Here is a 24,145-nt window from a genome sequence, read left to right as displayed (position 1 = left end):
GCGCGGCTGGTGCCGGATTCTGACAGTCAGGGGAAAGTCAGAACGTGGGGCTTGCCGGCAGTGAGTTGGAGGGTGATTGGCTCGCCCTGCTGTTGGTGTCTGGGCAAGGTCAGCGTGAATGTTCCGCTCTGGGAAGGACGAAGGGTGACCTGCGTCACCCGGCCGTCTCGCCATGTCACATCGAGTTCCACGCCGCCCCGGGCGCGGATTCCTTTGACTGTTCCATTTTTCCATGCCGCGGGAAGGGCAGGCAGCAGATCGATCGTCCCCAAGTGGGACTGTACAAGCATCTCGCACACTCCCGCCGCATAACCGAAATTGCCGTCAATCTGGAAGGGCGGGTGGGTATTGAGGAAATTCGGCATGATACAGGTGCGGATCATATCGCGCAGAATGCGGTAACTGCGTTCCCCGTCTTCCAGTCTTGCCCAGAGCGCGATCTTCCAGGCTCTGCTCCAGCCCGGTCCACCGTCACCGCGGGCGTTGAGTGACACGGCTGCTGCCTTCGCCAGGTCCGGCGTGTTGCGAGGCGAAATCTGCCGACCGGGATATACGGCGATCAGATGAGACAAATGCCGGTGCTGGTCTTTCGGATCATCCCGGTCCACCATCCACTCCTGGAGCTGTCCCCAGCGACCGATTTGAGGGCCGAGCAATCGGGCTCGCTTGTCGCGAACCTCCTTCCAGAATGGGTCGTTATCTCCCAGGACAGCGGCGGCCTCCAGGGAATTCGTGAAAAGATCCCACACGAGCTGCTGGTCATAGGAAACCCCGTCTTCCTGAGGTCCATGTTCCGGGGAAAAGCCGTTGGGCGAAACAAGTGTGCCGTCCGGCAATTCTTTCAGGTGATCGACCCAGAACTCACACAGCTCCCGCATCACTGGAAAAGCCTTTGTGCGGAGATATTCCACATCCCTGGTAAACGCAAAATGGTCCCAGAGGTTCTGTGCCACCCAGGCTGCATCTCCTTTCGACCACTTCCACGTTGATCCGCCAAAAATCCCGTTCTCGGCGTGACAGGCCCAGCCGCGAACTCCAAAAACCTTCCGGGTTTCTTCCCGTCGGACTTCTCGGATGGAATTGACCCAATCCGCCAGCGGCGGGAAACACTCGGAAAGATTGGCGACATCCACAAACCAGTAGTTCATTTCGATATTGACATCCGTGTGATAATCACACCGCCACGGAGGCACATTGCTGTTGTTCCAGAGCCCCTGAAGATTCGCGGGAAGGTCGCCGGGGCGTGACGAGCTGATCATCAAATACCGGGCATACTGGAAGAGGAGTTCTTCCAGGTCGGGATCGTCAGCGCCCTCCCGATATTTTTCCAGACGGAGGTCGGTGGGAAGCATCCGCACCGCTTCAGGACTCTCCCCCACATCAATCGTCATCCGCTGGAAAAGCTTTTGGTAGTCCGCAATATGCTCGTCGAGGAGAATGGCAAATCCCCGGGCAGCCGCATTCTTCAACTGTTGGGCGAGTTTCTCTGTGGGAAGATCGCCCCGCCAGCCTTTCTTGCGATCATTGACGTAGTTCGTTCCCGCAACCAGGAACAGTGTCAGGGAATCGCAGTCGCGAAACACGATGCCTTCCGAGGTGTCTTCCAGGCTTCCCCCGTCCCCCTGAACAAGGAGTTTTGCCTCGTAATCCAGGGCGATGGCATAGGGCTCTTTTCTGCCGGACGTACTTCCTTTGTTGTAAACGTAGCCGGCCAGCGAGCCCCGGAGTGTGAAGCAATGCTCGTTCAACTCGATGTTTCCCCGATGGGCGTCCCTGAGACGGACGCGACCGCTGTATTGACCGGGGCGATCGGCCTCCAATCGAACGACGAGCACCTGGGCCGGATGACTGGCAAACGCCATCCTCCGCCAGGTCACGTCGCCGAGTCGATAGCGAACCTCGTGGACACCGCGGGAAATATCCAACGACCGCACGTAATCGGTCGCCTTTTCGCCCGGGTGCTTCAGCTCGATGAGAATATCGCCGAACGCCTGGTAAGCCCCCGTGTCCTGCTCGTCGCCGATCCAGAGGCTGTCTTCATTGAACTGGAGATGTTCCTCTTCAACTCCGCCAAAGATCATTGCTCCCAGGCGTCCATTTCCAATCGGCAGGGCCTCCCGTTCCCAATTCTGTGCGGGCTGACGATACCACAAAACCAGGGGATGGAACGGGGCTCTCTCTGCACCAACACAAAATGTGCCGATTCCCAGGCCCAGGGAAAGTAACACGCACCCAACAAGGTTTCGCATCGCAGCCATCTCCATCACGTCTCGAGGTGGGGAAAGGACTCTTAGCTGCTCGGCAACAACGCGATCGTATTCTGAATCACCTTCGTGTTTCAACCACCCATCGACAGCACGCCGCTATCCTGGGACGTTTCCGGTCGCCTGTCAACAGTGCGATGCGGTGTGTTACTTTTATCGCGCGAGGAAAAGACGGATATGAGACCACGTCCCTCCCAGGGCGAAGCCGCACGCTCGTCATGTCCGAGGAAACTCAAGATCGCCGGAAGACTGATGCCCACCGACCCCGTGACGGCGTTCGGGTTAATGTCCTGCTTTCCGCCGTGATCGTGCCTCGGGCAGAGGCAGCTCCGGCGGTTTGTATGTTTTTAGCAGGGCATCCATTTCCCGCACCACTTCCGGATGCTGGTTGTATAGGTTGGTGGTCTCGTTGACATCTTTCTCCAGGTCGTAAAGCTGGGCGGGTGGGGCGTCCTTCTTTATCTTGCCGTTTTCAATATCGCTGTTCCGGTGACCGGTAAAGCTGGCAGCGGCAGGGCCGGCAAAGGTGTGCATGCCCGGCTTGTTGCCGCTGAATCCACCGGCGCCCTGGGCGGGGATATACATCCATTTGCCCTGGCGAACAGAAAGATGTGTGGGACGAAAAGGCGCCACCAGGAGCCGGTCGCGGAGGGGCAGCCCGGGATCACCTCTCAAAGCGGGGAGGATGTTGACGCTGTCACCCAATTGCGCCTCGCTGAGCTCCTGCCCGGTCAACGCGGCGAAGGTGGCCAGCATATCCACGAGACAGATGAGTTGATGGGACACCGTGCCGGCTGGAATCTTTCCCGGCCATCGCGCAATGAAGGGGACGCGGTGCCCACCTTCCCAGGCCTCGAACTTGAACCCGAGCAGATCGCCGTTGATCCGATGTCCAGCCCGAAAGGCGGCCTGAGCAGCGGTATTGAACATGCCGCCGTTGTCACTGGTCAGAATCACCAGCGTGTTGTTCGTCAGGCCGTTTTCATCGAGGCACCGCAAAACCTCTCCCACTATCCAGTCCAGTTCCTGAATAAAGTCGCCATAAAGCCCGCACTGGCTGGAGCCCTGGAACCGTTTGGCAGGGGTAAAAGGATGGTGAATGTGTGGGGTGGCCAGGTAAAGAAAGAATGGTTTGTCCTTGTTGGCCGTGATCCAGGCCACAGCTTTTTTCGTCAGGACATCGCCCATTTCGTAAGGGTTGAACAGTTCATGGGCTATGACCGCCCCCTTGAACATGTTGGGCGTACGCTGAGAGGCCTCGGGCGGAATGGGCGTGATGGGTGTCACCTCTTTTTCGTGTTCCCCGCCGACATAGATCAGCGGATCGGCCGGGTCGCCACCCACAATATGGTCATTTTCCACCCAGACGTAGGGCGGGGCGCTGCTGACCACAGGGATGCCAAAGTAGTAATCGAATCCGAGATCCTGCGGTCCGGGACGCAACGGTTCCTTCCAGTCGTTCTGTCCCGTCTTGAATCCCAGATGCCATTTGCCCAGTGCCGCCGTCACGTAACCGTTGTTTTTGAATAAGTCTGCAATCGTAAGAGTGTCCGGATCGATGATAAGGCCGGAGGTCACCGGAGCCGGGCCCCACACGCCTCGCCCACCGTTTGCCCGGACGGGATACCGGCCCGTCAGCAGGGCATACCGCGAGGGCGTGCAGACCGCCGAAGCCGCGTGTGCGTCGGTGAACCGCCTTCCTTCCGCGGCCAAACGATCGATGTTCGGCGTCTTCACCTTTGTTGCACCGTAACAACCGAGATCGCCGTAGCCGAGATCATCAACGAGAATCAGGACGACATTGGGGCTGGAATGGTCGCGCGTTTCGGTGAGCGATCGCGCGTTCTCCTGTGTTGTCGCCGCGCCGACATCTGCTGGTAGCGGGGGAATCAACCGGACGCCTGCTGGATCCGGGTGACGATTGGAGGTCGTCTCTGCGTCGCCATACCAATAGACGGCGACACTGTAACCCATGTTGCAATCGGCCCAGGCCCACACCTCCATGTCCAACTGCAACGACCGCCCGAAGGGAATCCTATCGAGTGCGCGCGTCCGCGTTTCGGTGCTGTAACCCCGGGTGGTCCGTTCATCGCCGGTTTTTCGGTGCAACTTGTCGTATGGGCCGCAGCGTACCTGGGCATGAAAGGGATGCTCGTAGAAATCGGTGCTTTGCCCGCCCCAGGAGTAGCCGTAGTAGTCCTCGGTACCGGTGCCGAAGAGTGACGGGAACGTCTCGCCGTCCACCCAGATTTTCTCGTCACCTTCGCCCCACCATTTGTCGACCGGGTTCATCACGGTCAGCGTGTCACCCAGATAAACACCGCGGCCTTTCAGTGTCACATAGTTCCAATCGGAATGCGGTCGCGTGGGGACGGGATACTGGCCGCGCCAGGCGGCATTGAAATACAGCGAACGATCGTCCCACTGCCACTCGCCGACCAGCACATCGAGCTGGAAGGAAACCGGCTGGTCTCCCAGGTTGAGGAGGCTGATACTGCCCGAATCCCGATACGGCATCACCCAGCGGCAGGACATCGTGCCGTCCGCCGCTACCGTGCGATACCAGTCCTGAAACGGATGAAGACCGATGCCGCTCCCGAAGAAATCCCCTACCGGACACCACACGGTTTGCCGGCCGTCAAAGGTCATCTTGATAACCACGTGCCGCGTCACCGCCGGGTCGTCGTAGCTGCCAAGTTTGAATGTCAGGTGCTGCACTGCCGCCGGACCCGCAGGCAAAAGCAGCGATTTTTCCTCGTTGGCGCCCAGCGTGCCATTGAGTGCCATGGTTTTTCCAGCTCGAGGAGGCTCCGGGTTGAGCAAAGCCTGGCCCACCCGTTTCGCAAGTCCCGCGGCCTTCTCAAAATCAGCCCTGGTGAACGTTTTGACGGGCGTACCGGGAGGATAACTGCGATAGGTGAACTGAAAGAAGAACGGCCGCTCGGACAAGGTGATTTTGCAGCTTCGCGCGTACGGGATGGGGAAGTAAGAAACAGCCGATCGCAGCGACCCATGCGCGAAGGGATAGGGAATGAGCCCCGTGCCCTGAAATAGTTCCAGGGCGTTGCCCTCGATGACCGGTGTCTCCGAGCCATCCAGATAGATTCGCAGGATGGCCGTGGTTCTCGGTGCCCTGGGACTGCGCCACGGCATCCAGGAACGCACGATGACGCCCGGCCCCTGGTCCTCCATCAACACCCATTCCTTCCGTCCGTGGTTTTCTTCGATACGGATAAAGTTCCTGTCCTTGTCGGACGCATTGAAATCGTGGTTGGCGAACCAGCCCTCAGGATCGTCCGGCGTCTTCGAGGCCCGGTTGTAGCTGCTGGCCTGTTTGAGCCGGAAGTCCGGCTCGGGCAAGCGCGCCACTGCATCGCGGTCGATCATCTCGGTCAACAACGATTCAATGGTGATGGGCTCGACCGCCCGGGCATTGCCCGCGAGCCAGGCTCCCAATAGCAACGCCATTCCTATTTTCACAAATCGTTCGGGCGTTCTCATCGTGCGCCTCCCGCCTGATCGCTCCACAGCGCGCCACATGCAAGATGGCGCGTGCTGGTCCCCGCAAAATCCAGCCTTGATCCTGCACCGGCTGGCCATGCAGATCGAAGTGGCGTTATCGTTATGCGGGAACCGCGAGTTTTCCGCGGCCAGATTCCCGGTCCCGGGGTTGGTCAAATCGGGATTCCCGCAATATCCACGGGTGCCCGCTGTCTAATCGTTCGTCAATAAAAGAATAATATTGAGAGGCTATAGACCGCATTGAGAGGCTATAGACCGCAGGCCGGAGGTGCAATCAGGGCCGGTTCACGTAAGGTGAAAATAAGCCCATTGCCGTTCATGGCGCCACCGCTGATCTGTTTTGCCGCCTTGGCGTCCTTGCCCTATTCTCGATGACGCGGGTAGGATCCATTCTTTTCAAAAGCTCCGCGTCTGGCCCGCCGCCGAATTGCTGCCAGTAAAGGGCCTTCATGGGATTAATCTTCGGGCCGATGACGTTTTCATTCACCAGGAAGGGTTGAACCTCCTCCCACCAGCGATCGTAGGCAGCGCGGAATCGGGCCACGACGTCCGGATGAGCGTCGATGACGTTGGTGGTTTCACCTGGGTCGGCTTTCAGGTCATAGAGTTCTTCGTTATTAACGAGCGTAAAACGCGCATTTTGGATAGCGCATCCCGCATATTTGGACTGCGCCGCCTGTCCTCGCGGCCAGCGCCCAATGTGATGGATCAACAACCGATCGGGCCATGGGGCCTTTGGATTTTTCAGGAGCGGCACCAGGCTGATACCCTCGATTTGCTGCTTCACCTCATCAGACAGTTTGGCACCCGTGATTTCAACCAGCGTTGGGTAAATGTCAATGTGCGCGGTCAAGGCATCGCACTCTGCTCCCGCAGGCACACCGCCGGCTGGCCAGCGTATGAAGCAGGGCACTCGCGTCCCACCTTGGTAAGGAGTGTTCTTGTGGCCGCGCATGCCCGCGTTGTAAATGCGCACTCCCGCCGTCCCACCGTTGTCGCTGCCTATATAGATCACTAATGTATTGTCGGCAATTCCCCATTCGTCTAACTTCTTCAGTAATTTACCGAAATTAGTATCGATGTTTTCGATCATCCCATAAAACTTGGCCAGGTCCTCATTCACGCCGGGTTTACCGAGATACTGCCGATAGTATTCCTCGGGAACAACGTGCGGAGTATGTGCCGCGTTGGGGGTGATGTACGCGAAGAACGGTCGTCCGGCCTGGCGCTGAGCATCTATCCACCGAATAGCCTGAGCGAAGAAAAGGTCCGTGCAGTACCCCACGGTCTTTTCCCACTTACCGTTGTGCCAGAGAGCCGGATTGATATTGGTGTTGCCGGGAGCATCGCCGCAGGATCCAGGAAACGTCTGACCGATACCCCCGCCGCCGTGAATGTACACCTCATCGAAACCGCGATTCTCAGGGCGATAGGGTTCCTCGTCGCCCAGGTGCCATTTGCCGAAAATACCGGTGGTGTATCCAACGGTCTTGAGCATCTGGGCCAGTGTAAAAGTCTTCAAACTCATCCGCTCCCGTTCGTAAATTGTGTGCGTCACACCGTTCTTGAACTCGTGTCGCCCGCTCATCAGTGCGGCACGCGTGGGGGCGCAGGTCGGGCTGACATGGAACTGCGTGAATAAGAGGCTCTGCGTCTTGAAAGCGTCAACCGAGGGAGTGTTCACAATCGGATTGCCCAAGCAGTGATAATCGCCGTAACCAAGATCGTCGGGCATGACAATGATGATATTCGGTTTCGACGCACCATCTGCCGCAATAGCCGACAGGGGCCCCCACAAGCAGGCAGCGGCCAGACAGAGGAGCATTTTCCAGTTTTTCATGACAGATCCCTTTCTCTCAGGTAACCGTTGCGGGAGTTTCCACCCCCTGTGAATACTTAGTCACGATAAAAAGGTAAACACCTGATTTACTCGATCAAAAATGAATTGTCGGAATATAAACGTTTCTCATCGCAAGGTCCATGAGAGGACATCGGACGTGATGCAGCCACCTTATTCTCGTTATCCCCTCCTGCGGGGCTTGCCCTTCTTGCGAATTTCCACCGGTGCATCGTTGGCCTGCTTGGGACCGGGTGTGCTGCGACCATCGGCCACGACTTTCTCCAGCAACTGGGTCATCGATGTAACTCGCTCGGGTTGCTCGGCATAAAGATTGTTTGTCTCACCGATATCAGTCGCCATATTGTACAGTTGGGTTTGAGGCAGAGCCATGGCCTCGGGGCCGCCGAAGGACGGGGGTGTCCACCCGCCCGATCCACCGCACAGGGCAAGTTTCCACTGCTCCTCGCGAAGGGCAAAAACTCCATAGTAGGAGTGATGGACGAGAACCCGGCGGACCGGCTCCTTGGCCTGGCCGGTCAACAAAGGGAGAAAACTGACGCTATCTTCTCCAGCATCGGGCGGCAGTGTGACCCCGAGGATATCGGCACAGGTTGCCATCAGGTCCATCTGGCAAACAAGCTGGTCGCAGCGGCTGCCGGCGGGCACGCGGGCTGGCCAGCGGACGATGAACGGGATGCGATGCCCCCCGTCCCAGATGTCGGATTTCGAGCCGCGCAGGGGACCGCTCGGGTAGTGCCCGCGCTGCTGAAGCTCCTCGATTCTTGCGGCCTTCGAGCAACCGTTGTCACTGGTGAAGATTACCAGGGTATTCTCACGCAAGCCTGCCCGATCGATGGCCGCCACCACCTGGCCCACGGTCCAATCCGTTTGCATGACGAAGTCGCCGTATTTGCCGAGGGGGCTTTTGCCCTGCCATTCCTTGGACGGCACGATCGGTGTATGGGGGGAAGTGAGAGCCAGATAGAGGAAGAACGGTTGTTTGGTGGTGGCTCGCTCTGTAATGTAATCCACGGCGCGCTGCGTGAGGGTGGGCAGGACATCGACCGCCTCGAAGCTGGCGGCTGCCGGACCCGTCCGCTGCCACGTCTTGGTGGTCGTCAAGGGTTCGGTGAAATGGTCGTTCTCTATATAAGCGAACGGGGGCATATCCAGCGACGCGCTGATGCCGAAGAAATAATCGAATCCGCGAGTTGTTGGACCATCGGTGATTTTCGGCGAGGGTTCACGCCTCGGAATATTCATACCCAAATGCCACTTGCCGATGCACGCAGTATGGTACCCATGCTGTTTGAGCAGGGCCGGCACCGTGAGGCGGTTCGCGTCAATCAACGGGGGGCTGTACCCGCTGAGAACTCCCGACTGAAGGCGCGTCCGCCAGTTGTAGCGACCAGTAAGAATGCTGTAGCGGCTTGGTGTACATACCGATGATGTGCTGTGAGCGTCGGTAAACATCATGCCCTCGGCGGCCAGTCGATCGATATACGGAGTCGGGATTTTACCCCGCTCGGGATTGTAACACTGGACGTCACCGTACCCGAGGTCGTCGGCCAGGATGAAAACGATATTGGGCTTCTCTCCCGATGTCGCGGCCCATCCCAAACTCGCCGAGAATACCAACAAAAGCCCAGCAAGAATAATCCACGTGTGTCGCATGAATGTTTCTCTCCAATCTGGACTAAGATCACCGATACCTGCTACCTGCGCGTTATATCCTGGTTCTATCGTTTTTGACTGCGGACGAATAACCGCGAGAGCGTCGTTTTGCCTGTCAGCGAATTAATCGAGTACATCAATTTTTTGCGTAGGAAATTCACCTCATCTGCCGAGAGAACCCTGCGTGGTTCTCACACCAAAATAGTTTCTACGGTTTCCAGTCGATTCTCGCAACCTTGTGTTCAAGGTCCACAAACACAGACGCATGTTCGAATTCACGCCGAAAGATCCAGCCGCTGCGCTGGGCAGGGCCCTTGGGCGGACCAAGTGGTTTATCGAACTCGGGATACCACTCAAAGGTTCCGTGAAATTCCCGATAGCCCCAGCTATAGCAGAAGTAACAATTCCGCTCCGCTGCGATGAGAAAACAGGCCAGCGGGAATGTGATCCGCTCTCTCGCAAGCTGGGCCAGTTCAGCATAAGGTCGGGCCATCATCTCCTTCCAGCGGAAAGTGAACCCCGGCCAACCCTTGAGAATGACGATCTTACCCGCTTGAGCGGCGGCCCGTGTTGCCTCAAAGTACTCGACCAGAACTTCCTTGCTATCCCCATAGGAAGGATGACAGAAACTCTCGATCATGGCCCCGTCGGCGAATTGCAGCAGTTGCTGGGCATCGCCTTTCATCAGACCATTGTAAATAATGAGTTTGTGGGGGCCAATCTTGCGACGTGTTTCTTCCAGGAGCGCTACCCGGGCAGCAGTAAGGGCCTTGATCTTCTCTGGTGTTAGTCCTTTTTCTTCCCGCTGATCCATGGCGTCGGCAAAGATTCCGTCGGCACCATATTCAGTGACGGCTTTCGCCGCCACGTCCGACCACCAGTGACGCACGTCCTCGCGGGTGAGGTCGTAGTTGGGGACCGCCCCGCGCCGCTTGATGATCTGCCCCAGGGGATCCGTCAAAAACCCGCCCTGGGGAAAGGTTTCCATGGCTTCGTACCGCCCGCGATTCGACGATGTGTCCAGCGACGCATTCCAGTAGAACAGTACCTTGGCATTGGGATTTCGCTTTTTAATCTCCCTGGCAGCTACAGCAAAGCCTTTTTCGGTACTGCCGTGTTTGTGACTTGCCTGGTCTTTCTCTATTGTGATGAAATTAAAATGTTTGGCCAGAAAGTCCAATTGCTCCGGTGTGAAGTCGTCCGACGCTTTGCCCACATGTGCATAAACCGGCACCCGATCCCAGCTAAACAGCGGAAAATCACCGGCGCGGGCGGGGGCCGTTCCGGCAACGGCCACCATGAGTCCAAATAGCCAGTTCAGATTGATCGCACGCATTGTCACTTTAGTTCTTTCGCGTTAATGACAGTAATGTAACGGCCTGTTTTTGCTTAAATGAGCCACAACACTCACGGGCGGGCTCATCGTTTCCGAATGGACCAACCATGCGTCTGGATGCCAATTTTGCGCTGGCTTTATAACGGAAATCTTTCAACAATGTTGCGTCTGTCTTGTTTCGCGCTCAGAAGTCACGTTTGTCATTTCTGCCGATAAACGGACCAGGTTACCCAGTCGTTCGTAGATTTTTCTCGTGAAACTCTATCATACGCGCTATAAACGCCTTCGCGTTTTTCTTTCCGTGGCCTTGGGCCAGTAGTATTCCCCCTGTGCATTCGGGTCGGCGGTGGGTGGCGAATGATATTCCACCACAATGACGGTATCTTTATCGTCTGGTATTACTGCTGGTCGATGGACGGTTGTGATGTGGCGGCGGTCATCATACTGGATGTCGCAAATTGTGCCGGGATCGGCCAGCAGATAGGCTTTGACAGGTTTGCCCACCACACCATAAAAAACGATATCTTTCGCGTCTCCGTCCAGGACATGGAGATAGAGCAGCCGATCTTTCTGCGTCATCGTTCCCCACGGAAAATCAAAATCCACCGGCGAGGGACGACTACCGTAGATCGAATCGCCGTTGATTTTCATCCAGGCACCCATTTCTTTGAGTCTTTCCATCTCTTCGGGGCAGAAGGTCCCCTCCGGTGTCGGCCCCACGTTGAGCAAAAAGTTCACGCCGCGGGCCGCACTCAGCACGAGATAATGGATGAGTTCTTTCGTGCTTTTCCAGTTGTTGTCGTCGCGGTCGTATCCCCAGTTTGATCGCATGGGCATGCAGGTTTCATAATCACCTTCCATGCGTTTGGGAGCAATGGTTCGATCCGGGAGCGATTCGAAGTCGGCGTAGAGCCGCTGGGCCGGTGGTACGCCACGACCGTAAAGGCGGCTGCAAATAATGGCCTGCGGCTGCAGTTGTCGCACCACGGCGCCGTACTGGTTATTCTCTTCTACGTCATTGCTACCGGTGTCGAACCAGATAATGGCAATATCGCCATAATTCGTCAGAAGTTCCCGCAATTGGTTTTTCACGAAGTTGACATACTCCTCGTCTGACATAATTCCGGGATGGTTGCTGCCCCGGCCTCGATGGTACCAATCCCTACTTTGGGAATAGTACAGCCCCAGGCGGATGCCCTGCTTTTTGCATTCCTCGGAGAGTTCCTTGATGACGTCCCGTTTGAATGGCGTGGCATCGACAACGTCGTAATCTGTATATTGCGAGTCGAAGAGACAAAAGCCCTCGTGATGCTTGGCGGTGATCACGATATATTTGGCGCCCGCGTTCTTGGCTGTGGCGACCCATTCCGTCGCATTAAACCGCGTGGGATTAAATCTCGGCGCCAGGCTATTGCGATATTCTTCCCGGGGAATATTGGCGCTATTCATGAGCCATTCCGCGCTGGCTCCACCCATTTCCTTGCCGTAGTCCTTGCCCTGCCATTCTCCCCCGGCCACTGAATAGAGTCCCCAGTGGATAAACAGCCCAAACCGGGCCTCCCGCCACCAGGCCATCCGCCTGTCATGCTCCGACTGATCGTCCGGTCCTTGGCCGGTGGTCACAGACTCCGCGGCGCTCACCCTAGTCGCCAGAGCCCCAATAACAAACAGCCACAATAGAATGGTGAGTACGCTCGGCCTACGCATTATCGTCCCTTGTCGATTGTCCGACTAATTCAGGAGAAGTTTGAACCCAATCACCGGTTGAGCGGGAAGTGTTTTGGGACGCTGGATAACCAGCCCTTCCGGTGTGCGTTGCCAAATTATCTGTTCCTGGCTTCCCATCAATTCAACCGACGCAATGTCCCTGTCCAGTATGCCGCCGCTGGCGAGTGTCTTGATCACGATATTGTCGCTCGGGGGTGCCAGGACAAAGGCATAGAGCACGCCGGGCCTGGAAGTGAAACGAATGTCATGGGATGTATACGGATGATAATTTTCCTTGCCGCGTCCCGTTTTGATTTCCGTCGGTCCTTCCCCATAGACTTTCCACGGGCGAGTGCCATAGATCCCCTCGCCGTTGATGGCCAGAAATCGTCCCAGGGCTTTCAGGTATTCTGCCTGGTTTTCGGGGAGCGTTCCGTCACCCCGCAGGGCCACATTGAGCATGGCAATACCGTTCTTGCTGACGACATCCACAACGTTTCCTATCATGACGGGTATACTCATCCGGCAGACAGCTTCCTTGCGATAGAACCAACTGCCGGAAAGATCGGTCGCCCATATCCACGGGTAGGGCTGAATATCGCTAAACATTCCCCGCTCGCAATTGTACGTAAAAGCGGACGGTGGTTTGTTGGTGGCTTTAAGTGAAATAACCACCGTTTGCTTTCCATTGTTTTCTTTAAGATCCCGATTGAGAAAAGATGTAAACAGCGTGATGCCCAGGCTTTTACCCCGTTTTTCGTCAGGGAAGGGAGCATCGTTATTGAATATGTCGGGATCGTATTTTTCGATCAGTTCCCAGCATCGAAGATACCAGTGTTGGTTCCAGCTGTCCTGACTCGCGTAATTTCTAGGATCGAAATCCATATTAAACAGTTTCCATTCCAGAGTACCCGGTTTTTGATATTGTCGGGCAGTCATAAAGAAGCGAGGAGACCAGTAGAGATGGGTGGAAACACCGAATTTGAGCCCGTGTTTGACCGCGACCGCTTTCCATTCCCCCACGATATCGCGATGGGGGCCCATTTTGACGGAATTCCAGGGGTGAAATGAATCATACAAATCAAAATTGTCATGGTGACATGCGACCGGCATGATAAAACGGGCGCCGCACTCTTTGAAGAATATCACGAGCGATTCCGGATCCCACCTTTCCGCCTTGAATAGCGGCACAAAGTCTTCGTAACCGAATTCCGAAGGTGGACCGTAGCGCTGGGCGTGCCACTCAGACAATCTGCGGGTCATCTCGAGTTGCAGGCCGGTTTCACCCTCGTTGGGGCCATACATTCGGCGGCCGTAGTGCGACCCATCGTTGGGCCGGTTCTCGTCGATCGCGGAGGGGATACCCCAATGCAGCCAGACGCCGATCTTCGCGTCCCTGAACCAGTCCGGGACACGATAGTGCTGGGCCAGAGACTCCCAGGTCGGTTGAACCGGCCCTTCTTCGATGGGAATAGTGCTGCTTTCGGACAGCGCGAAAGCCGCTCCGGAGACCGCAATCCTCAATATCAGAGTAGAGACGAATGCGACCGGCAAAAACGAACGCCTCATCGTGGATTACCTCAGCTCGAGACAGAGCACTGTGTCGCGGTCGTCCAGGGCTTTGGGCGGCAGATGCACGGTCACCGTATCGTCGTCCTGCTGGAAGCGAAGCGGCTCGTGTGCAGGATCCGCCAGGAGAGAAACCTTCTCCACAGACCCGGAGACGCCTTTCAGGGCGAAGGGTTCCTGAGGCCAGCGGAACAGATGGATGTACAGCTTCCCCGGCCGGGCCGTGGCCAGCCAGTCGGGGCCGGTTTCCGCGGCCCCTTCTCCGCGCCTGCCTCTGGGAGCCCTGGCTGCGGGGGCAGGGCTCTTCAGGTTGGCGCGTCCCGCCCCGTAAATCGACTCGCCGTTGACCTTCAGCCAATCGCCGACCTGGCGGAGGATGGCCACAGCTTCGGGCTGGATCACCCCTTCCGCCGTCGGTCCAACATTGAGCAGGAAGCTCCCACCCTTGCTCGTTACCTCGACAAGCATCCGAATCACGGTGGCGGGGGTCTTCCAGTCATGGTCATCCGCCCGGTATCCCCAGGAACGGTTCAGCGTCATGCAGGTCTCCCAATGCCAGTCCGGGAAAGGATTGGCCGGGATCTGCCGGTCGCCGTAGGACAGAAAGTCCACGCCGATATCCCGCAATTCACTCAATTGTTCCGGGGAAAGACTGGGAATGTCGCGACCATGGTAAAGGATGCGACTATTGATAAGCGTTGCGGGTTGCAGCTCCCGGACCAGCCTGGTGATTTGTCGGGCTTTTTCCGGGGTCATCTGCCAGGGAGTATCGCACCACAACACGGCAACCGGTCCATAGCCTGTGAGCAGTTCGCGGATTTGAGGAAGGGCTTTTTTCTGGAAATAGGTGTCGAAGTCGCCCTTTTGTCGGGGGTCCCACGGACCACGACTGATGGCGCCGCCGGGATGGTGCCAGTCCTGCGCGTGAGAGTAGTAAAATCCCAGTCGAATCCCGTACTTCTGACAGGCGGCGGCCAGTTCTTTAAGCGGATCGCGTTTGAAGGGTGTGGCATCCACGATGTTATAGGGGCTCACCTTGGAGCCGAACATGGCAAATCCGTCGTGGTGTTTGCTGGTGATGACGATGTAGCGCATTCCGGCGTCCTTCGCGATGCGCACCCATTCTTCCGCATTGAATTTGACGGGATTGAAGGTGGCCGCCAGTTTTTCGTACTCTGCCACCGGAATCTTTTCCCGATTCATCACCCATTCACCGCGGCCGAGCTGAGAATAGATTCCCCAGTGGATGAACATGCCGAAGCGTGCCTCGTCCATCCAGGCTGCGCGATCCTGCGCCGGTGGCTGCGGCTCGGGAGCCGCCGCCCTGGTGGTTGCCAAGGGAAACAGCACCATCAGCCCGACGACAGCCAGTTTCAGCCAGTTTTGTTTCCCCCGCGACAGGACGTTCATGGACCTGTTCATGATCAGTTTTTCCTCCCTTACTTACGAATAGTACGAGTTGGCGGTCGGCTCGCCGCGAATAACGCCATCTTTTCACGGCTGGGCGAGATCGACCCTGCCCAACTCTGCCGCTGAAAAACCGTCAAACGAGACCTGGTTATGTTTGTCTGAGTTTTACCGGCACCACCGCAGTCGGTAAACCTGCGTGAGCAGCCCATTTGACTGACGTGCATCGAAGAGCACCAGGAGTGCTGCCAGGCAGATCTCGGGGCACAACGGCCTCGGGGATCGCTTACCGTGGATGGCCCGTGGCCACCCCATACCGAGACCTCATTGACGTTCGGTGGCTCATAACTTTTATGCACCAACGGCATTGATGCGCACGCCACCTTATTACTCAACCCTGGTCTGGGCACCAGGTTTCACCCGGTCGCCGACCGTGCTTTCTAATGGCTTTCTGTTTTTGCGTTTTTTTCCTGTATCCGTCGGAAATGCGCTCCACCTGCGGAGAGGGTGCCCTCACCCTCGAGGGCCACCTCACTGCCGGGAGGGATGCGTCCTTCCGCGCTGCCCCCTCTGGGGAGAAGTTGCCCGGTGTCGGGAATCGGGGGCCTTTGGTGACCCGGGTAAATCGCGGTGAGCATTCCTCTGGCGGCCAGGGTCACCTGATGTTTTCACTACAGCCAGGTAGATTAGCTAAAAATCCTGGCGACCGTTGAACCGAGTCTCTTCCTTCGCCTGTGGTGGTGGCTGACGCCGCTACTTTCCGAGGATGCTGTCCAGCGACGCCTTGATATTCTCGTTCGCCAGATAGGGGTCATCATACTTCTTGCCGTAGGCGACGATTTCCCGGGCGAGTTTGACAACCACCTCCCGATATTCGGGCTTGTCGGCCTGATTCTCGAGCTCCAGTGGGTCTTTGACCAGGTCGAACAACCAGGGGCGATCGACCGCCGAAACGACCAGTTTATAATCGCCTGAAATAGCGCATAACCAGGGATTGGTTCCACGAATGATGGCCACGTCGTGCCAGCCGGGGATCGGTTTCCCTTCAAACAGCGCTGAGGCATCGCGGCCATGGCTGGGGGAGGTCTCCTTCACACCCATCAAGCTGAGGATCGTCGGTTTAAAATCGACGCACGTGAGCACCTTATCCACAACAGTTCCGGCGGGGATTTTCGGGGGATAGTAGATGACAAAGGGAATTCGGGCAGACTTCTCATAGGGCACGCCTTTGTTCAGGCGGCCATGTTCTCCGCAAAGATCTCCGTGGTCGGCCGTGAAGACAATGATCGTCTTCTCCAGCAGGTTGTGCTTTCGCAATTCCTTCAGGATGCGTCCGACGTTGTCGTCGATGCATTTAACCATTCCGTAATAGGCGGGCATGATCCTGCGAAGGGTGGCCTCCGTCACGCGCTCTTCGGGACGGCCCCAATTCGGAATCTGCTCCGGCTTCTTATGCATATTCGCGGGGATCGGCACCTCGACGTTGGCGTACATTGTGTCGTAGGGGGGACGAACGGTGTTGGGATCATGGGGATCGGGAATACTGACCATGAAGCAGAACGGCTCCGATGCGTGCTCTGCAATGAAGTCAAGCGTTTTCGTCGTCAACCAGTCGGTGGTGTAAGAGGACGCGTCGGCGCCATCCAGACTGTACGTTGGCTGGCCCTTTGCATTGCGGGCGGCAACCCGGGGACCTGCCGGCGTGTCTTCCATTTTTTTCCAGTGACCGCGGTTGAACATGTAGCGATTATCCTGAAAGCCGAACTTGCGTTTCGGCGCCCATTGGGGTTTTCCAGGACCATCGAGATGCCATTTTCCGGCATATCCGGTTGCGTAGCCCGCCCGGGCCAACTCCGCGGCGAACGTGACGATGTGGTCATCGAGGGGAATATCGTTTGTGGTGACTCGGGTGTGGTGGGGATACAGACCTGACACGAATGCCGCCCGGGAGGGCGAACAAACCGGCGTGGTCGCATAAAACCGGGTGCATTTGGCTCCGTGCTCGGCGAGCCAGTCGATGTTGGGAGTCCCCACGATCTTTCCTCCATAACAGCCGAGCACATCGAGGTTGAGCTCATCGGCATGGATGATCACGAGATTGGGGCGTTCGGTGGCCGGCCCCTTCGCCTGGGAAAGGTCGGCGGCCCCCAGGGCCAGCACGGCAATAGACCCGACCAGAATTGACAGCGACTTCGGACGCATAGGGAACTCCTGACAAACAAACACACATCAACCAAAAGATAGACACCAGAATGGCCAATGTTTTTTATCCGCCCAAAGCGGTCCGGCTACTGCCCCGGGATCGATGGCGACCTCGTTGACCCCTGCAAAATCGGCCATCATGTCCATCCGCAGCCCAGTCGTCGTTCTTCCTCAGAGACCCTGCAAATGGACCATGATAGAAACGATGGGCGCTGTGCAATAGACCCGGCATCGCTACCCATAGTATTTTTCCCGGTCAAAATCGGCTTTAACCAGCGACGGAGGCGGCCCAACAGTCTAAACGATCTGACGCTGTCATGGTATCGCGAGAGACATCTACCGCCAACTTGTGAGGTTGCGAGAGTCATCTTGCATCCGCCGGAAAGAGGGCTCGTAAACCGGTTGGATAGGCCTGCGTGACGCTGGCTTTCCCCAGTCTGCGGTATTCCGCCCGGAACATGCCTGGCATGACCGAACCGACAACGGGTGAAGCCGAAGGCCGGTCCTCCCTTACATCGGCGGTTGCCAGGGTGGCAGGTCGCGGAGTGACTGCACGGCCTGAGGCGAAACGGGGATGCCCCACATCTGGAAAAACCCACTGAGATCGCGACCAACAGCGCGGGAAAAACGCACGAGCCACTGGTCCCGCTTTTCCTGATCCGTTCGCGGCCGTTCGTCTTGCCTTAACGTCCGATATTCGGCGAAGGTTTTTTGGAACGGCTCCCAGCCAAAGGCCTCCTGCATCATAAGATACATATCGAGGGCCAGAAACGGATCGGCTTGCCACCGCTCGAAAGGGGCACCGGCGGCAAAGTAGGCCTGTCGTCGCCGAAGTCTCACATGCTGCTCCAGGGCCGGATGGGTCTTTTCCCGAGGAATGTGACAGAGGTGATCAAACACGTAAACGGTGAAAAGATTGTTGGTGACCTCGCCTGTTCCCTGAAATGTCCAGTCAGCGGACTGATAATTGTGACCGATCTCGTGAAACAACCCCCAGACTCCGCCGTGACCGTTCGCCCGCAGACGATCGACGTTGACCAGGACGGGCGCGATATCCAGATGCGTCATGATGGGATAACCGGAGTGCATGTAGCCGGCGCTGATTTGGACGTCACACACGATCCGCTGCGCATCCGGACGGGGCGGCCCTCCCGCCAGTCGATCGCACGCCTCGATGACGGCCGTCCAGAAGTCCATAACGCGATCCGGCTCGTCGAGATCTCGCACATATTCCGAGGGCAAGGTGAGGATGATGCGTCGGGAAACCAATTCCGCCCAGGGAGCCGGCCGGAGCCGAATTCGTCGCCAATCCTGAAGACTGGTTTGCCCATGAAAATAGACCGGAGCCTCGATCGCACCATCGATGCGGCAGGTCACCTGGCCGAGTTGCGGGTTGGGACGCACCATGCCCAGATAAACCAGTCCACCGAAAGGACTGACAACTCTGATTCGCGGGCTGGAGATGGTCGTCCGCTTGACGATTTCCGGAACCCGTTTCCACTCATCGAGATGCCAAAGGCGATCTGTGTGACAACCGATTTGGACGAACACCCCGCCGACCGCTGCCGGGACATCCAGCTCGACTGTGATCGGCTCTCCAGCCACCGCATACAGCCCGGTGCTTTGCCATCCCGGAGTTGTCGGGTCTAAAGTGACACTTCGGGAAACGCGAGGAGATCCAGGGGGCACCGATCCAGGAAAGACGGCGGCAGCCGGATGGGCCACTCCTTCTCTATCTGCCTGCAGGGCCTCAAGGACCTGGAGTCTGAGCGTTGCCCGGGCGACGGTATCCGATTTCCGAACAGGCGACTGTGGCGTCGGAACGACGGCCTGTACCGCGCTTCCCGACAGGGCAATGCGCTCTTTGAGGGGATGATCATCCGGAATCACCGACAGGGCGAGGGCCACGGTCTGAGACGCCTGTTCAATGAGGGAACTGGGCAACGAATTCCGCTTGCCTGAATCGGCTGCCAGAAGCCTCGCGGCTTCCAGGGCATGATATTCGCGGCCGGGCACCCCCAGATTGGTGAAACCTTTCCGTGCGGTTCGCTCGAGATAACCATCGGCCCAAAAGATTCCCGGCTCTGCAAGCAGAGCGTTGCCTGGAAAATCATGTTTTAAATTTTTTCCCGGATTGAGCTGGAGCCAGCCCCAGCCCAGTCCGCTCACCAGGAGTCCTCCACCCTGACGGACGAAACCGCTCACCAAAGAGATGGTTTGAGGCGACAAATCATGGCTATTCACGATGAGGACGTGGGTCTGTGGAAAGAAATTGGGATTGAGGTAATTCCAGTCCATGACCCGAACCTGCTGGTAGCGGAATTCCGGAGCGTTTCGCAACTGGGTTGCAAGGGAGGGCATTCTGTAAACGGCGACATTCAGCGGCGTGGCGGGACCGCCTGCCCATCGCAGGCAATTGAGGAGAAATCGTCGTGTCTGCCAATCGGCAAGGGCTTTGTCCGTCCAGAACGCGGCGGTGTGCCCAAATGCCACCACGCGTCCGGCACCCCAGTACCCTGCCGCCACCACAGGTTGCAGGCCGTTGCCTTTGCGACCCAGCAGAACCGGGAAAGCCCTTTCGCCCACGACACAAAGCGGTCCGGCTACTGCCCCGGGATCGATGGCGACCTCGTTGACCCCTGCAAGGATCGCCGATCGTTCCTGGAGATACGACGCACTTTCAGCCGCGTGCACACCGTGCAGAAGAGTGACGATCAGGCCGATCCCAACCGTGCAGAAGATAGCCACTCGCAACATAAGGTGAAACCACCCCTTTTCTCTGGGACAGGCAGATTTGTCCGGCGGCCGCTTCAGCTCGCGCTTTGCTGGTGGACCGCAAATGGCAATAAGGTTACGTGATGGCTCCATTATCAGTTGTCAATATGACTTTATCAATCCGCGAAAGAACGAAGGAACTGACCCATCCTCACTTTTTTCAAGGACCTCCGACGTGAGACGGAAGGTAGTTGTAGGGGCCATTCATGAATGGCCCCTACCCGCAATAGGCCAGTCACGCAACATGTAGTGCGTAGGGATGATTCATGAATCGGCCCGACCGGTCACGTAGTTTCATCCCGTTCATCGGGTGGATTGGGGGCCCAGCGTCATCCGGGCCAATGGCAAGGTTGTGAAGGCTAAAGCCTTCACGAAAAAGCGGCGATGAATCGCCGCACTCCATATGGAGTGCGGGGCTTTAGCCCCGCTTTCCGCGCGGGACTTCAGTCCCTGCCGAAACGCAATGGATGATCCAACGTCAAACGACGGACCTGACAAGCAGGTCCCTCCGACGTGCGGACCTGACAAGCGGGTCCCTCCGAGGGGTGTTTCGGCGCGAAGGGTTTTCGTAAAATCGGAGGGGCACGCCTGTCGTGCCCGGTGAATGGGCATTGATGATCCAACGCTGTATGACGAACCCAACAAGCAGGTCCCTCCGACGTGCGGACCCGACAAGCGGGTCCCTCCAAATGCGGTCCCTCCGGATGTGGACGTGACAGGCACATCCCTTCGAAAAAACGGACTTCACAGGCACGCTCCTCCGGAAGAGGAGACGCTCCCCCAATTGCCGAAGTCCTTCTGCCCGATTAGGCTTGGAAAAAGCGCACCGCTCAAAACGCTGCCGTGCTCGACTGTCCACACGGGTTGTACACCTGGCCAAAGCCGTCCTTGTTCGTGGATCACCTGGTGTATGTGAGGGGCACGGCGCCGCTGGATGTGATCGCAGAACCCTGAAATGCAACAAGCGATACCGAGGAGTTTGCAATGGTGAAGCGTGTTTACAATTTTTCGCCCGGTCCCGCGATGCTGCCACTTCCCGCTTTGGAGGAGGCGCAGCGCGATCTGCTGGCCCTGCCGGGATTGGGTATGTCGGTCCTGGAGATCAGTCACCGCTCGCCAACGTTCAAGGCCATCATCGAGGCTGCCGAGGCCAACCTGCGTCAGTTGCTGAAGATTCCAGACGATTACGCCGTGCTCTTCATGCAGGGTGGCGCGCGGCTGCAATTCGGCATGATCCCGATGAACTTCCTGCGGAAGAGCGGACGGCCGGCGTCTTACATCGTCACCGGTTCCTGGAGCAAGCTCGCCGTCAGCGAAGCGCAAACGCAGGGACAGGTCCATATCGCCTGGGACGGCAAAGCGACCAACTACGATCGGGTTCCAGCCAATCAGGAGTTGAACATCGACCCCAACTCCGTGTACGTGTATTTCTGTTCCAATGAAACCATCGCCGGGGTGCAGTTTCCCACCGAACCGGAAACCGGGGGCCTGCCGCTGGTCTGCGACGCATCTTCGGAGTTGCTTTCCCGGCCGGTGGATCTCCCGCGGTACGGCATCCTCTATGCCTGCGCCCAGAAAAACCTCGGCCCGGCGGGGGTGACGGTGGTCATCATCCGGAAAGACTTTCTCGATATGTGCCCGGATGATTTGCCCTCGATGCTCAATTACAAGCGTTTTGCGGAGGAGAAGTCGCTTCTCAACACGCCACCGGTCTTCGCCGTTTACATGGTGAAGCTCGTGACCGACTGGCTCATCCGGGAGTTCGGCAACCTGGACAAGGTGAAACAGTTCAACGAAGAGAAGGCCCAGCTCATTTACGACGTCATCGATCGCTGCCAGGGTTTTTACACCGTTCATGCCGCCCCGGGAAGCCGCTCCGCGATGAACATCGCTTTTCGACTTCCCAACGGCGATCTGGAGAAGGAATTCCTCAAACAGGCGGAAAGCCGCGGACTGTACAACCTCCAGGGGCATCGCTCGGTCGGTGGGTGCCGCGCATCGATCTACAACGCCATGCCACGGGAAGGCGTCGTGGCCCTGCGGGACTTCATGCTCGAATTCTACGAGGCCAATCGCAGTAAGGTCGGGTGAAACGCCGCGGAATTTGGTTCGTCAGTTTCGGCTGTGGTTTCACGCGGGCCAGTTGGCAGCGTGAACGGGGAATGTGCCGGACCCGGCTGAAGACGGGGCACAGACATCCCCTGCGAGCATGAATTGTCAGACGACGGAGAGCGACGCAGCCGAGGCCAAAAGGCGGCACTGCGTGGATGAGAGATCGCGGAAACGTGTATTGAACAAGTGGCAGAAAACAGGAATTTTTCCTGGATTCTGACACGCGCAAGAGCAAGCAAAATTGGGTGGCAGATTCTTTATATTTCAGGGACGGTTCCATGCATGACGACTTACTGGCTCGTCTGACCCCGGCGCAGCGGGAGGCGGTGACACACGTGGAGGGTCCCCTCCTTGTCCTGGCCGGCCCGGGAAGTGGCAAGACGCGGGTGATCACCTATCGGATCGCGTATCTTCTCCGCTTGGGCATCCCCGACACGAGCATTCTGGGGCTGACGTTCACCAACAAAGCAGCCCAGGAGATGCAAAGCCGCGTGCAGCAACTTGTGCCCGGGGCTCGGGTGTGGCTGGGAACATTCCACCGGTTTGCCGCGCAAACACTCCGCAAATACGCCAACCTTGTGGGGCTGGAATCACACTTCACGATCTATGACAAAGACGACAGTCTGCGTGCCCTGCGCGCGGCGATTGCTGATGCCCGGATTGACCTGGGCTCGTACAGCCCTGAGGCGGTCGCCCATGCCATCAGCGGTGCCAAAAGCGCCCTTCTGACGCCGCAGGATTACGCACCGCGGGACGGTTCGCCGCTGGGAGAGCTCGTGGCGCGGATTTATCCGCTTTATCAGGAACGGTTGCGGCGGTCCAACGCGGTGGATTTTGATGATCTGCTCATGTATCTGGCTCTCCTCCTGCGGCAATCGCCGGAAATCCGCCACCGTCTCGATTCGACGTATCGTTTCGTGATGGTGGATGAGTATCAGGACACCAATCTCGTGCAGTACGCCATTGCCCGGGCGATCTCGGTGGAATACCCCAACCTGGCTGTCACCGGGGACCCGGATCAATCGATCTATGGATGGCGGGGCGCGAATCTCAACAACATCCTCGAGTTTGAAAAGGATTTCCCCAACGTTCGTGTGGTGCGGCTGGAACAAAACTATCGCAGCACAAAACGGATTCTTGCGGTCGCGGCGAAACTGATTGCCCATAATGTGCGGCGGAAAGAAAAGGACCTTTTCACCGACAACGAAGAGGGCCGCCCGGTCCGGCTGGTGACCTATGCCGATAATCAGGAGGAAGCCGAAGATATTGCCGGGCAAATTGCCCGGGCGATTCAACGTGGCGAGCGGCGCCCCCGTGATTTCGCGATTTTCTACCGGATCAATGCCCTGTCTCGCGGTTTTGAAATCGCGCTCCGGGAACGGGGGATTCCCTATCAGATTGTCAACGGCGTCGAATTCTTCCAGCGCAAGGAAATAAAAGACGTTATCGCCTATCTGCAACTGATCAACAATCCGCGGGACGATGTGGCATTTTTACGGGTGATCAACACGCCGCCCCGATCCATCGGCGAAACGAGTGTGCGTCGCTTGCGGGAGTTTGCCGCTGCGCACGGGCTTTGTCTGCTGGAGGCCGCCCGGCATGCCGACGCTATCCCGGAATTCAGCCTCCGCACGATGGGAGCGTTCCGGGGCTTCGTTACTCTTTATGATCGGCTGGTGGCCGCCGCTCAGGGATCCGTGGAGGAACTGCTGGGGCTGGTGCTCACAGAAACCGGCT

At 57.6% G+C, this 24,145-nt stretch carries 12 protein-coding genes; 2 read left to right on the top strand and 10 right to left on the bottom strand.

Translation table 11 applies throughout. The features are described from left to right. Positions 1-26: 26 nt before the first annotated feature. From H5U08_RS00170 to H5U08_RS00125, 10 genes are all read right to left on the bottom strand, one after another. Complete coding sequence (locus tag H5U08_RS00170; RefSeq protein WP_297028944.1) at positions 27-2,249, bottom strand: glycoside hydrolase family 95 protein; 2,223 nt, start codon at positions 2,247-2,249, stop codon at positions 27-29. Positions 2,250-2,546: 297 nt separating this feature from the next. Continuing rightward, entirely contained in the window at positions 2,547-5,765 is a 3,219-nt protein-coding gene (locus H5U08_RS00165; protein ID WP_297028942.1) for a DUF2961 domain-containing protein, read from the bottom strand. Positions 5,766-6,102: 337 nt separating this feature from the next. Beyond that, positions 6,103-7,626 carry an arylsulfatase gene (locus tag H5U08_RS00160; RefSeq protein WP_297028940.1) on the bottom strand — a complete coding sequence of 508 codons (1,524 nt, stop codon included), beginning with the start codon at positions 7,624-7,626 and terminating at the stop codon, positions 6,103-6,105. A 180-nt stretch (positions 7,627-7,806) separates the two neighbouring features. After that, positions 7,807-9,300 (bottom strand): arylsulfatase, encoded by a 1,494-nt coding sequence (locus tag H5U08_RS00155; RefSeq protein ID WP_297028938.1) that lies wholly within the window; start codon positions 9,298-9,300, stop codon positions 7,807-7,809. 208 nt (positions 9,301-9,508) lie between these two features. After that, the gene (locus H5U08_RS00150; RefSeq protein ID WP_297028953.1) at positions 9,509-10,636 is read right to left on the bottom strand and encodes a putative glycoside hydrolase; all 1,128 of its coding nucleotides are present in this window, start codon (positions 10,634-10,636) and stop codon (positions 9,509-9,511) included. Positions 10,637-10,909: 273 nt separating this feature from the next. Beyond that, complete coding sequence (locus H5U08_RS00145) at positions 10,910-12,343, bottom strand: alpha-L-fucosidase (protein WP_297028937.1); 1,434 nt, start codon at positions 12,341-12,343, stop codon at positions 10,910-10,912. 24 nt (positions 12,344-12,367) lie between these two features. Then, positions 12,368-13,912, bottom strand: coding sequence for an alpha-L-fucosidase (locus H5U08_RS00140; RefSeq protein ID WP_297028935.1), 1,545 nt, complete (start codon positions 13,910-13,912; stop codon positions 12,368-12,370). Positions 13,913-13,918: 6 nt separating this feature from the next. Beyond that, positions 13,919-15,334: an alpha-L-fucosidase gene (locus H5U08_RS00135; protein WP_297028933.1), complete on the bottom strand. Its 1,416-nt coding sequence runs from the start codon at positions 15,332-15,334 to the stop codon at positions 13,919-13,921. A 738-nt stretch (positions 15,335-16,072) separates the two neighbouring features. Beyond that, complete coding sequence (locus tag H5U08_RS00130) at positions 16,073-17,521, bottom strand: sulfatase-like hydrolase/transferase (RefSeq protein WP_297028931.1); 1,449 nt, start codon at positions 17,519-17,521, stop codon at positions 16,073-16,075. Positions 17,522-18,031: 510 nt separating this feature from the next. Further along, positions 18,032-20,278 carry a M60 family metallopeptidase gene (locus tag H5U08_RS00125; RefSeq protein ID WP_297028930.1) on the bottom strand — a complete coding sequence of 749 codons (2,247 nt, stop codon included), beginning with the start codon at positions 20,276-20,278 and terminating at the stop codon, positions 18,032-18,034. A gap of 1,002 nt (positions 20,279-21,280) precedes the next feature. Between H5U08_RS00125 and serC the strand changes: the two genes are divergently transcribed. Continuing rightward, positions 21,281-22,387, top strand: a complete 1,107-nt coding sequence (gene serC, locus H5U08_RS00120) for a 3-phosphoserine/phosphohydroxythreonine transaminase (RefSeq protein WP_297028929.1) — start codon at positions 21,281-21,283, stop codon at positions 22,385-22,387. Positions 22,388-22,686: 299 nt separating this feature from the next. Then, positions 22,687-24,145, top strand: a 1,459-nt coding sequence (locus tag H5U08_RS00115; protein ID WP_297028928.1) for a UvrD-helicase domain-containing protein, incomplete at its 3' end; no start/stop codon positions are given.

It is taken from the genome of Thermogutta sp., from assembly GCF_014359955.1.
GTDB lineage: Bacteria > Planctomycetota > Planctomycetia > Pirellulales > Thermoguttaceae > Thermogutta.
Note: the sequence above shows the minus strand (reverse complement) of the source record. Positions and strands in the feature narration are given on the sequence as shown.

Coding starts and splice junctions, on each gene's coding strand:
- H5U08_RS00170 (WP_297028944.1), bottom strand. CDS start 2,249: ATGCGAAACCTTGTTGGGTGCGTGTTACTTTCCCTGGGCCTGGGAATC.
- H5U08_RS00165 (WP_297028942.1), bottom strand. CDS start 5,765: ATGAGAACGCCCGAACGATTTGTGAAAATAGGAATGGCGTTGCTATTG.
- H5U08_RS00160 (WP_297028940.1), bottom strand. CDS start 7,626: ATGAAAAACTGGAAAATGCTCCTCTGTCTGGCCGCTGCCTGCTTGTGG.
- H5U08_RS00155 (WP_297028938.1), bottom strand. CDS start 9,300: ATGCGACACACGTGGATTATTCTTGCTGGGCTTTTGTTGGTATTCTCG.
- H5U08_RS00150 (WP_297028953.1), bottom strand. CDS start 10,636: ATGCGTGCGATCAATCTGAACTGGCTATTTGGACTCATGGTGGCCGTT.
- H5U08_RS00145 (WP_297028937.1), bottom strand. CDS start 12,343: ATGCGTAGGCCGAGCGTACTCACCATTCTATTGTGGCTGTTTGTTATT.
- H5U08_RS00140 (WP_297028935.1), bottom strand. CDS start 13,912: ATGAGGCGTTCGTTTTTGCCGGTCGCATTCGTCTCTACTCTGATATTG.
- H5U08_RS00135 (WP_297028933.1), bottom strand. CDS start 15,334: ATGAACAGGTCCATGAACGTCCTGTCGCGGGGGAAACAAAACTGGCTG.
- H5U08_RS00130 (WP_297028931.1), bottom strand. CDS start 17,521: ATGCGTCCGAAGTCGCTGTCAATTCTGGTCGGGTCTATTGCCGTGCTG.
- H5U08_RS00125 (WP_297028930.1), bottom strand. CDS start 20,278: ATGTTGCGAGTGGCTATCTTCTGCACGGTTGGGATCGGCCTGATCGTC.
- serC (WP_297028929.1), top strand. CDS start 21,281: ATGGTGAAGCGTGTTTACAATTTTTCGCCCGGTCCCGCGATGCTGCCA.